The sequence below is a fragment of the Methanobrevibacter olleyae genome, from assembly GCF_900114585.1.
Taxonomy (GTDB): Archaea; Methanobacteriota; Methanobacteria; order Methanobacteriales; family Methanobacteriaceae; genus Methanobrevibacter; species Methanobrevibacter olleyae.
This window is the reverse complement of the sequence record NZ_FOTL01000045.1, coordinates 1-9,362: the sequence shown is the minus strand read 5'-3', so window position 1 is coordinate 9,362 and position 9,362 is coordinate 1. Positions and strand designations below refer to the sequence as shown.

The 9,362-nt window shown below is 24.9% G+C and carries 10 protein-coding genes and 1 pseudogene; 2 read left to right on the top strand and 9 right to left on the bottom strand.

The features are described 5' to 3' along the window. Nucleotides 1-261: 261 nt before the first annotated feature. The 5 genes from BM020_RS09150 to purC all read right to left on the bottom strand — a co-directional run bounded on the left by BM020_RS09150 (nucleotide 262) and on the right by purC (nucleotide 3,671). Entirely contained in the window at nucleotides 262-888 is a 627-nt protein-coding gene (locus BM020_RS09150; protein WP_074798948.1) for a phosphatase PAP2 family protein, read from the bottom strand. Between the two features lie 80 nt (nucleotides 889-968). Beyond that, nucleotides 969-1,682, bottom strand: coding sequence for a uroporphyrinogen-III C-methyltransferase (gene cobA, locus BM020_RS09145; RefSeq protein ID WP_067146941.1), 714 nt, complete (start codon nucleotides 1,680-1,682; stop codon nucleotides 969-971). 119 nt (nucleotides 1,683-1,801) lie between these two features. After that, nucleotides 1,802-2,455, bottom strand: a complete 654-nt coding sequence (gene purQ / locus BM020_RS09140) for a phosphoribosylformylglycinamidine synthase subunit PurQ (RefSeq protein WP_067146939.1) — start codon at nucleotides 2,453-2,455, stop codon at nucleotides 1,802-1,804. Nucleotides 2,456-2,485: 30 nt separating this feature from the next. Continuing rightward, the gene (gene purS, locus BM020_RS09135) at nucleotides 2,486-2,761 is read right to left on the bottom strand and encodes a phosphoribosylformylglycinamidine synthase subunit PurS (RefSeq protein WP_067146937.1); all 276 of its coding nucleotides are present in this window, start codon (nucleotides 2,759-2,761) and stop codon (nucleotides 2,486-2,488) included. Between the two features lie 172 nt (nucleotides 2,762-2,933). After that, nucleotides 2,934-3,671 carry a phosphoribosylaminoimidazolesuccinocarboxamide synthase gene (gene purC / locus BM020_RS09130; RefSeq protein WP_067146936.1) on the bottom strand — a complete coding sequence of 246 codons (738 nt, stop codon included), beginning with the start codon at nucleotides 3,669-3,671 and terminating at the stop codon, nucleotides 2,934-2,936. A 418-nt stretch (nucleotides 3,672-4,089) separates the two neighbouring features. Here purC and BM020_RS09125 point away from each other — a divergent pair, with 418 nt between their 5' ends. Both BM020_RS09125 and glmS read left to right on the top strand, forming a co-directional pair. Further along, nucleotides 4,090-4,809, top strand: coding sequence for a hypothetical protein (locus tag BM020_RS09125; RefSeq protein ID WP_074798946.1), 720 nt, complete (start codon nucleotides 4,090-4,092; stop codon nucleotides 4,807-4,809). Nucleotides 4,810-5,217: 408 nt separating this feature from the next. Further along, nucleotides 5,218-7,002 carry a glutamine--fructose-6-phosphate transaminase (isomerizing) gene (gene glmS / locus BM020_RS09120; RefSeq protein WP_067146932.1) on the top strand — a complete coding sequence of 595 codons (1,785 nt, stop codon included), beginning with the start codon at nucleotides 5,218-5,220 and terminating at the stop codon, nucleotides 7,000-7,002. A gap of 95 nt (nucleotides 7,003-7,097) precedes the next feature. Here glmS and BM020_RS09115 read toward each other — a convergent pair whose 3' ends face one another. The 4 genes and pseudogenes from BM020_RS09115 to BM020_RS09680 form a co-directional block, all read right to left on the bottom strand. After that, nucleotides 7,098-7,406, bottom strand: coding sequence for a hypothetical protein (locus BM020_RS09115; protein ID WP_067146930.1), 309 nt, complete (start codon nucleotides 7,404-7,406; stop codon nucleotides 7,098-7,100). Between the two features lie 76 nt (nucleotides 7,407-7,482). After that, complete coding sequence (locus tag BM020_RS09110; RefSeq protein WP_067146928.1) at nucleotides 7,483-7,728, bottom strand: hypothetical protein; 246 nt, start codon at nucleotides 7,726-7,728, stop codon at nucleotides 7,483-7,485. A 108-nt stretch (nucleotides 7,729-7,836) separates the two neighbouring features. Beyond that, nucleotides 7,837-8,301, bottom strand: a complete 465-nt coding sequence (locus BM020_RS09105) for a hypothetical protein (protein ID WP_067146926.1) — start codon at nucleotides 8,299-8,301, stop codon at nucleotides 7,837-7,839. Nucleotides 8,302-9,036: 735 nt separating this feature from the next. After that, a pseudogene (locus BM020_RS09680) lies at nucleotides 9,037-9,362 on the bottom strand (IS5/IS1182 family transposase); the annotation flags it as partial.

Below are 9,362 nucleotides of genomic sequence, written 5' to 3'. Positions count from 1 at the left end.
TAATTTACTATTTTTAAATCCTTTATTTCAAAATTAAAGAAAAAAATAACCTATTTTTATTTAACGAAGAAAAAAATAAAAAAATAAAAAAAGCCTATAAAATTTTACAGTCTCATTTTTAATAATATTTAAAGATAATGTTTTTTTCATATTATTTTAGCTTATTTCTATTTAATTCTTATTTAAGATATTTTTTTTATTTAATTTTTTATATAATGCCTTTATAGTGGAGATTATATATTTTTAAAATATTTTTTTTAATTATTTTATTAATAGATTATTATAAATCTTTTTTTCAATTATTTTTATCTCAATTAAGAGTAAAGTTATAGCGAGAATTCCTCCACCTAAAACATCACTTAGATTATGAACTCCTAGGTAAATACGACTTATACCGATTAATATAGGTAATAAAACAAGTATAATTGATAAAAATAATTTTATCTTTTTATTTATTTCTCTTTTTAAAACTAAGTATAATAAGATTCCACATAATGAAACTGATGCTACAGTATGACTACTAGGAAATGAATATGAATTTTCAACAGTTATCTGTAATATTTCAGGTCTTGGCCTTGCAATAATTATTTTTAAAAATTCACTAAAAAGGCTATTTATAGTTACGCAACTTGTAATAATAAGGCCAATATTTCTTTTTTTTAAGATAAAACTTAATACTAATGATAATAAGCAGGAAATGGTAATAAATACTCCGCTACCTAAAAAAGTAATTGATTTATAGATATTTGTTAAATTATCATTCATATTCATAGTAACTAAATTATAGATAGAACTATCAAAACTGGTAGTTAAATCAATTTTTATTAAAATGATTAATACAATAAATGAAAGGGTGAATGTGTAAATAACTATAGATTTTTTATTCATTTTATCATATAATAAATTTTCAGTGTTTCAGTATGGTTTCGGCAGTTGATTTTTTTTTAAAAATAGAAAAAATTAAAGGTTTATTTTATTCCTTTAATTTCTTTAAATACATCGATTACATTACCAATAACAAGTATTGCAGGTGTATTTATTTCCTTATCTGCAATTGTTTCAAGTGTTCCAAATACAACTCTTTCATTTTGGAGAGTTCCACTTTCAATTGCACAAACCGGTGTTTTTGGGTCTCTATAATTCATAATTTCTGATGTATTTTCTTTAATATTTCCAATTCCCATAAGAATTATTAAAGTATCTGCAGTGTAATCCCATTTCACTTGCTTGTCTTTTTTAGTTGGATCTTCATGACCAGTAACGACTGTAAAAGAAGTAGCTACTGCTCTATGGGTTATGGGAAATCCCATACTTGTAGGGGCTCCAATTGCTGAGGTAACTCCTGGAATAACTTCAAAGTCTATGTTTTCTTTTGCAAGTGCTAAAAGTTCTTCTCCACCTCTACCAAATACAAATGGGTCTCCACCTTTTAATCTTATAACATTTTCATTCTTTTTAGCTTCTTCAATGATTAGTTGGTTAATTTCATCTTGTGTTTTATAATGTTCTCCTGCTTTTTTACCTACATAAACACGCTTTGCATCTTCTGGAGCATGTTTTAATATTTCTTCATTAGATAGATAATCATATAAAAGAACATCTGCTTTATTTAAAACTTTTACAGCTTTTAAAGTTATTAAATCAGGGTCTCCGGGACCTGCACCTATTAAATATACTGGCATATTATCTTTCCTTAGTTTTTGAAAATTGAAGTGTTATTTTTTCTTATTTTTTTGAAAATTAATGTATTTAGTTTTTGAAATTAAAATGGATTAACAAGTAAAGTAATGTATTGGATAGTTTAAATACTATCTAACATACCTTTAAAGAATTCAAGACCATTGTCTGAACCTAATAATTTTGTAGTGGCTCTTTCTGGATGTGGCATCATCGCACATACAAGTCCAGATTCATCACAAACACCTGTAATAGCTTCCATAGAACCATTAGGATTTTCCTCTGCAAATTGAAGAACAATTTGGTCTTGGTCTTTTAATAAATCAATATTTTTAGTATAGAATCTACCTTCAGCATGAGCTATTGGTATGTCAATAATTTGGCCTTTTTCAAAGTTTTTTGTAAATGGAGTTTTATTATTAGCAACCTTTAATTTAGACCATTCGCAATTAAATTTAGGAACTTCATTATTAATGAACAATCCTGGAACAAGCCCAATTTCTCCAAGAATTTGTGCTCCATTACATATTCCAAGCACTGGCTTTTCTTCTTTTACAAGTGCCTTTACACCTTCAACTACAGGAGTGTTAGAAGCTATTGCTCCTGCACGTAAATAATCTCCATAAGAAAATCCACCAGGTATAACAATTCCATCATAATCAGCTAAATCTTCCTTATTCCACCAAATGTACTCTGCTTCTCCACCAGCAAGCTCAATAGCTTTATAAACATCACGGTCACAGTTAGTTCCAGGAAATCTTATAATTCCAATTGCCATTTTATCACTTTATACAACTTATTAGCCTATTTATTTTCCACAGCTTCCACAAGTTAAATCCATTTTAATGATTTTAATGGCATAATTGTGGATAATTGGATTACATAATAATTTTTGACACATGTCATCTACTTTTTCTCTTGCATCATCTTCAGAATCTGCTTCCATTACAAAACTAATTATTTCTTTAGTTTTAGTTCCTTTAACTTCGTATCCTAAAAGAGCGAGAGATCTTTGAATAGTGGTTGCTTCTGGATTTAACATTCCTGGCTTTAAAGAAACTTTAACTTCAATGTCATACATCATTTTTAATCACCTATAATTTTGAATTTATTTATTATTTTTCTTATTTGAATTTTTATTAAGTTAATTTTATTTGAGAGGGTTTTTTTTATTTGGATTTTTATTAAGTTAATTTTATTTGAGAGGGGTTTTTTTTTTTTATTTGGATTTTTATTAAGTTAATTTTATTTTTATTTTATAAGTTCCATTTTACTCTATCTTCTTCACTTAAGAGTCTGTTAAATACTTCTTCATATGCATTAATAACTTCATCATCTTTTCCTTGTCTAAAGAGTTCCTTATCTAAGATATCAAGAGTTTCAGCATCCCATAACCTACAACTATCTGGGCTTATTTCATCACCTAATATAATATTTCCTTCTGAATCTTTACCAAATTCAATTTTAAAGTCAACAAGAATAATTCCAATATCTTTAAACATTTTAGTCATAACTTCATTTACTTCAAGAGCTAGTTCTCTTAATTTATCTAAATCTTCTTTGGTAGCTATTCCAAGTGCGATAGCTATTGCATCATTTAACATTGGATCATGGAACTGGTCATCTTTAAAGTCCATTTGTATAAGTGGTGGGTTAAATGGAGCCTTATCTTCAAATGGGAATTTTCTGATAATACTTCCAGTAGCTATGTTTCTTACAATAACTTCAATTGGAATCATATCTAATTTTTTTGCTTTCATTACACAAGGCTCACAAAGTTCAATCAGCTGTGTTTTAACTCCTGCATCTTCAAGAGTTTCAAAGATTTTTGCACAAATAATTGAGTTAATATAACCTTTTTGCCCCATAGTTTCTTTTCTAGCACCATCTCCGGCAGTCATATCATCTCTAAAACCAATTATGACTTCATTTGGGCTTTCACCTTGGAAAACGCTTTTAGCTTTTCCTTCATAAAGTAAATTTCTAGAATCCATTTTAATCATCATTTTTTTAAATTATTTTTAATTAATAATTAAGATTTCAATTATCATTTTATTAAATTATATAACAATTATTTTTATATTTATTATCATTAATAAACCTAATTTAATTTTAACTATTTTTGTATGCTTAATCATTTTTTTTAAAAAAAAGTTTTAGAATTTATCTTAGCTTTTTAATTTTTTTTATAAGAAAATAATATATATTATATAAACATATAATTAATATAAGAAAAATGGGGATTTTTTGAATAGTATTTACTTATAGTCAGTATAGAGTAACTGATTTTGAATAGGTATTTATTTATAGTTAGTATAGAAAAAATCTGATTTCTGTAGGTATTTACTTATAGTTAGTATAGAAAAGTGATTTTTGTGCTAAGGTTTTTATAAAATATTGGGGATTGTTTTTATGATAAATGATTCTAATAATACAAACATAAATGGCTCAAATTCTAAGGATGTGGTCTCTAAAGAAGAATTAATTAATTATATATTATCTTTATATAATTCAGGTAAAACTATGTTAGAGATAGCAAAAGACATTGGCAGAAGTAAAATCTTTGTTAGTAAGATTATTCATCAATTTTTTACTGATGAAGAAATTAAAAATCGCCAGTATGAAAAATTAAGAGGTAAACATAAGCTTGATTTTTCAAAATATAAAAGCTCCTCTGGAATTTATAGAGTTAGTTTTGTTGAAAATAAAAGAAATGGAAATGATTATTGGTCATACCAATATTATGAAGATGGTAGATTAAGAAGAATTGTTTCTGTAAATCTATATAAATTAAAAATCATTGTTTTAGAAAAAGGTTTAAAATGGATAGAATTTACAGATGAAGCTAGTGAATTAGTTTTGAAATATAAAGAAACTTATGATGACTCTTCTTTAGAAAGGTATAATAAAACTGGTTTTTTTAGAGTAACTAAACGTAAAACAAATACAAAACAAGGTTTTACTTGGGCATATTCTTTTAAAGAGAACAATCAACTTAATTTTGTTAGTTCAGTAGACATTAGTAAACTTAAATCAAAAGTCTTAGCTAATGGATGGGAATGGGTTGAATTAAATGAGGAAGCTAGCAAATTAGTTGAGGAAAATTTAAAAAAGGTTCAAAATAGATCTTAAAATTATTTTACTTTTTTTAATTATATTTATTTTTAATTATATTTTTAATTCTATTTTTAACTCTATTTTTAATTTTTTAAATCTTTTTCATACTTAATTAATTTAATTATTGGGTTTTTTATTTGCTTTATAGCTATTTTTTGATATCATTTTTTGATATCTATTATTTATATTTTTTTAGAAATATTTAATTATCTAATTAAGATAAATAATTAATTATCTAATTAAGATGAAAAATATAATAAAAAGTTTTCATATAAAAGTTTAAATAAAATAAACTATAATAAATCTATAATTACTATATTAATTTATAATTACTATATTAAATAATCAATTTAAAATCTTATTTAATATATTCAATTTTTATTTAAAATTAATTTTTTTCATATTCTTTATTTGGTGATAATTATGTGTGGAATTGTTGGTTGTGTATTAAAAAATGATAAAGTAGCACCAATTCTTTTAGATTCAATTTCTAAATTAGAATACCGAGGATATGACTCTGTTGGTTTAGCTACTGCTTTTGATGGAAAAATTAACCTTAAAAAAGATGAAGGTCAAATTAAAAAAGTGGATGATAAGTTAAACTTAGCTGACATGCCAGGTAATTATGGAATTGCTCATGTTCGATGGGCTACTCACGGAGATCCAAGTAGAGAAAATTCACATCCTCACTTAAACTCTTCATGTACTATTGCAGTTGTCCATAATGGTATTATTGAAAATTATTTAGCTATTAAAGAAGATTTACAAGCAGAAGGTTATGAATTTAAATCTGGTACTGATACAGAAGTAATTCCACACTTACTTGATAAGTTTATAGGTGAGGGTTTAGATTTGGAAAAGGCTGTTCGTAAAGTTATAGGTGTTATTGAAGGCGCTTATGCTATTGCAGCTATTTGTGTAGATGAACCAAATAAAGTTGTAGCTACTCGTAAAGACAGTCCTTTAATTGTTGGTATTGGTGAGGATGAATACTTTGTTGCTTCTGATTCTCCAGCTATTTTAAAATATACCAATAATATTGCATACCTTGAAGAAGGCGAAATTGTTATATTAACTGAAGATGGTGTAACATTTAAAGATGCTAATGATAAAGTTATGAAAAAGGATATTGATGTTTTAGATTGGTCACCTGAAATGGCTGAGAAGGAAGGTTACGATCATTTCATGATTAAGGAAATTAATGAACAAGATGCTGCAATTAGAAACACTTTAGGTGAAAAGGATAAAATTAAAGATATTGTTGATGAAGTTAAAGAAACTATTAACAGAGTTGTTTTTGTTGCATGTGGAACATCTTATCATGCTTCTTTAACTGGAAAATATTTAATTGAATCTCTAGTAGGTATACCAACTGAAGTTTTACTTGCTTCTGAGTTTAAATATTCTGCTAAGGCATTAAATGACCAAACTTTAGTTATTTTTATTTCTCAATCTGGTGAAACTGCAGATACCTTAAAGGCATTAGATGCAGCTAATGAAACATCTAAAACCTTAGCTATTGTTAATGTTAGGGGAAGTTCTGCTACAAGAAAGGCTGATTATGTGATTCAAACTCAAGCAGGTCCTGAAATTGGTGTAGCAGCTACTAAAACTTATGTAAGTCAATTAATTGCTATTTATTTGTTCTCTGCACTCCTTGCAGATGATGCTGATTTACTTAAAAGATTAGAAAAAGTTCCAGATTATATTGATGAAGTTCTTAAAAAACAGGGTATAATTCGTGAAATTTCTAATAATTATAAAAGGGATAAAGATGCATTCTTCATTGGAAGAGGTTTTTCCTATCCTATTGCTTTAGAGGGAGCTTTAAAACTAAAAGAAATTTCATATATTCATGCTGAAGGTTATGCAGCAGGTGAACTTAAACATGGCCCTATTGCTTTGATTGATAAAAATATTCCTGTAGTTGTTGTTGTACCTCCAGGACAAGATCATAATAAAATTATGAGTAATTTACAAGAAGTTAAAGCAAGAGGTGCTGATGTATTAGGTATTGGTGCTATAGGTGATAAAGATTTAATTAAAGAATCTGATAATGTATTTTTAATTAATTCTGAAGTTGATGATATTTTAGCTCCACTTGTTTATATAGTTCCACTTCAATTATTAAGTTATCATGTATCTGTTTTAAGAGAATTAGATCCTGATAAACCTAAGAATTTAGCTAAGTGTGTAACTGTTGAATAGGCCAGCTTTTTTGACCTTTGGTCAAAAACCTAAATCAAAACTTTTAAAAAAATTTTAACTAAATTCTTTTAGATTTTTATTTAGATTTTTATTTTTTAAAAATTTTTTAGCTTATTTAATTTTCCTTGAATCTCTTTTCCTATTTCTTTTTTCTTAGCAATATTTAAAAATATATCTACTCCATGATGAGTTTTCTTGTAACGTATTAATTCTTTTTTAGACATAATCCTTAACTCTTTTTTAATATATTTACATGGAATATTTGATAATTTGTTACATATATTTTCTATTGGAGTGTGTCTTTTTTGCCAATAATTGCTTCTGTATAGAAAGAACAATATCCTTTCACCTATTTCTTTTTTATTTTTTTTATAGTTCTTTTTAGTATAATTTTTACTATTCATTTAGACCTCTCTTGCGACTTTTTAAAGAAAAATTTCTTTTAAAAAACTTTTAGAGAAATCTAAATATTTAAAAGATTTATTCTTCAAAATAATCATCTAAAAGATTTTTCAAATCTTTTGCAGTTTTTTTGTTTAAAATGATTTGAAGATTAGATTCATTAATTAATTCTAAATCATTTTTATTATTAACTAATTTTTTATTAATTAAAATTAATCGTATTTCATTTTTATCTTCACCAATTCCAACTGAAGATGCATAGAGTACTTCAGAATCTGGTTTAATTATCAAATTATTGTTTATAGGAATTTCTTCTAAATTCATTTTATCCCTTTTTAAATATTTTATTTTGCTTTGGTAAGTGGTGTTTATTTTTTTCGTTTTGTTTTTATTTTGCTTTGGTAAGTGGTGTTTATTTTTTTCGTTTTGTTTTTATTTTGCTTTAGCAAAAGCTATTGAATATTTATTTAAATTTCTGTGCTTTTCATTAACTTTTATGAGGTATGTTTCTTTTGATGCAATTTCTTTTTCTAATACATTCAAATCAACATTAGGAGAATCTTCATCAAAAATAATATCTAATTCTTCATCACTTAATTCATCATAAGATTCATCAATGTTTTTCATTTGTTTTTCAATTTCAATTTTACTTAATTCATCTAATAATAAATTTAATTTTTGAATAATTGGTGATTTTAAATTTACTTTATATTTAGAATTAGCTTCTTTAACTAAAATTTCATTGCCAATTAAATCTTCTATAAATTTATTTAATGTAATTCTAGATATTTCAGATCCAACTGCAATTTCTTGTTTTGTTAATTCTCCAAAGGGATTCATTAATAAATAATTTATCACTTTTATTTGGGGAGAATTTCCAAATATTTTTATTAACATCTTATCACTTCCATGTATATTATTTATACATAAAGATTTATTTAAATCTTTTTATGTATATAAAATATACATAATGGCTGATATTATGTTTTATGTACTGTTAAATTTGTATAATTTCTTTCTATATTTTAAACTAATATTCAATTTTAAAAATATTTAAAGAGGTTTTTAAATTAGATTTTTTCATAATTGAAAATCATTTCTTAAATTTTGTTTAAGGTTTTTAATTTAAAAAAATAAAACTTAATTCAGAATTTCTACTAATTCAATAATTTAGAGCTTGTATTGTTTATTTTGTTAAAAATAGTATTTAAATTTATTGTTTTTAAATATTGAATGATAATTAAGTTTTATATGGTTTATATATAGTAAATATTTTTTTATTTTAATATTAAATAAATTTTACAATATTAAATAAATTTTTAAATCATTTTAGAATTTTTTAATATCATATCATTTTAATAATTATTTGTTATTTTGCAAAATTTTTTTATTTACTTTCTTTAAAATTTTATCTAAATAAAAATTTTTAAATTTTTTAAATTTATTTATTTAACTCCACTTCCTACTTTAAGAAGTGGAATTTTACTCATTGTAAATATTAATAACCAACTTATTCCAATAATTACTGCAGAACTTATTGGTAATCATAAATAAGGATTCATTCTTCTAACTGGAGATAAAAAGCTATTGAACATTATATATTTCATAAGAATATATAGGGTCCTAGATTTTTTACATTTCTGCAAGCTTTTGTAGGGCTGTTTTTGTAGTGTAGCCTTGTAATGTGATGAGCCCTGCTAAAAATACATTTAAATATACGGTTCTTTTTACTGAATCATGTGTATATTTGTGTATATTCTCTCATGTTGAGTCCATCTTTGCATAATTTGAAGAAGTCTTCTATTTTACCCCTTATTGGTTTATATTTTTCCCAATTGTTTATTTTTTCTAAAAATTCGTTTTTTAGTCTTTTTAATAGTTTTTTAATCTTTTCTGTGTTCTTTTTTGGGTTAAATATCTCTAATTTGTAGTTGAATATTTGATTTAATTTTTTCATT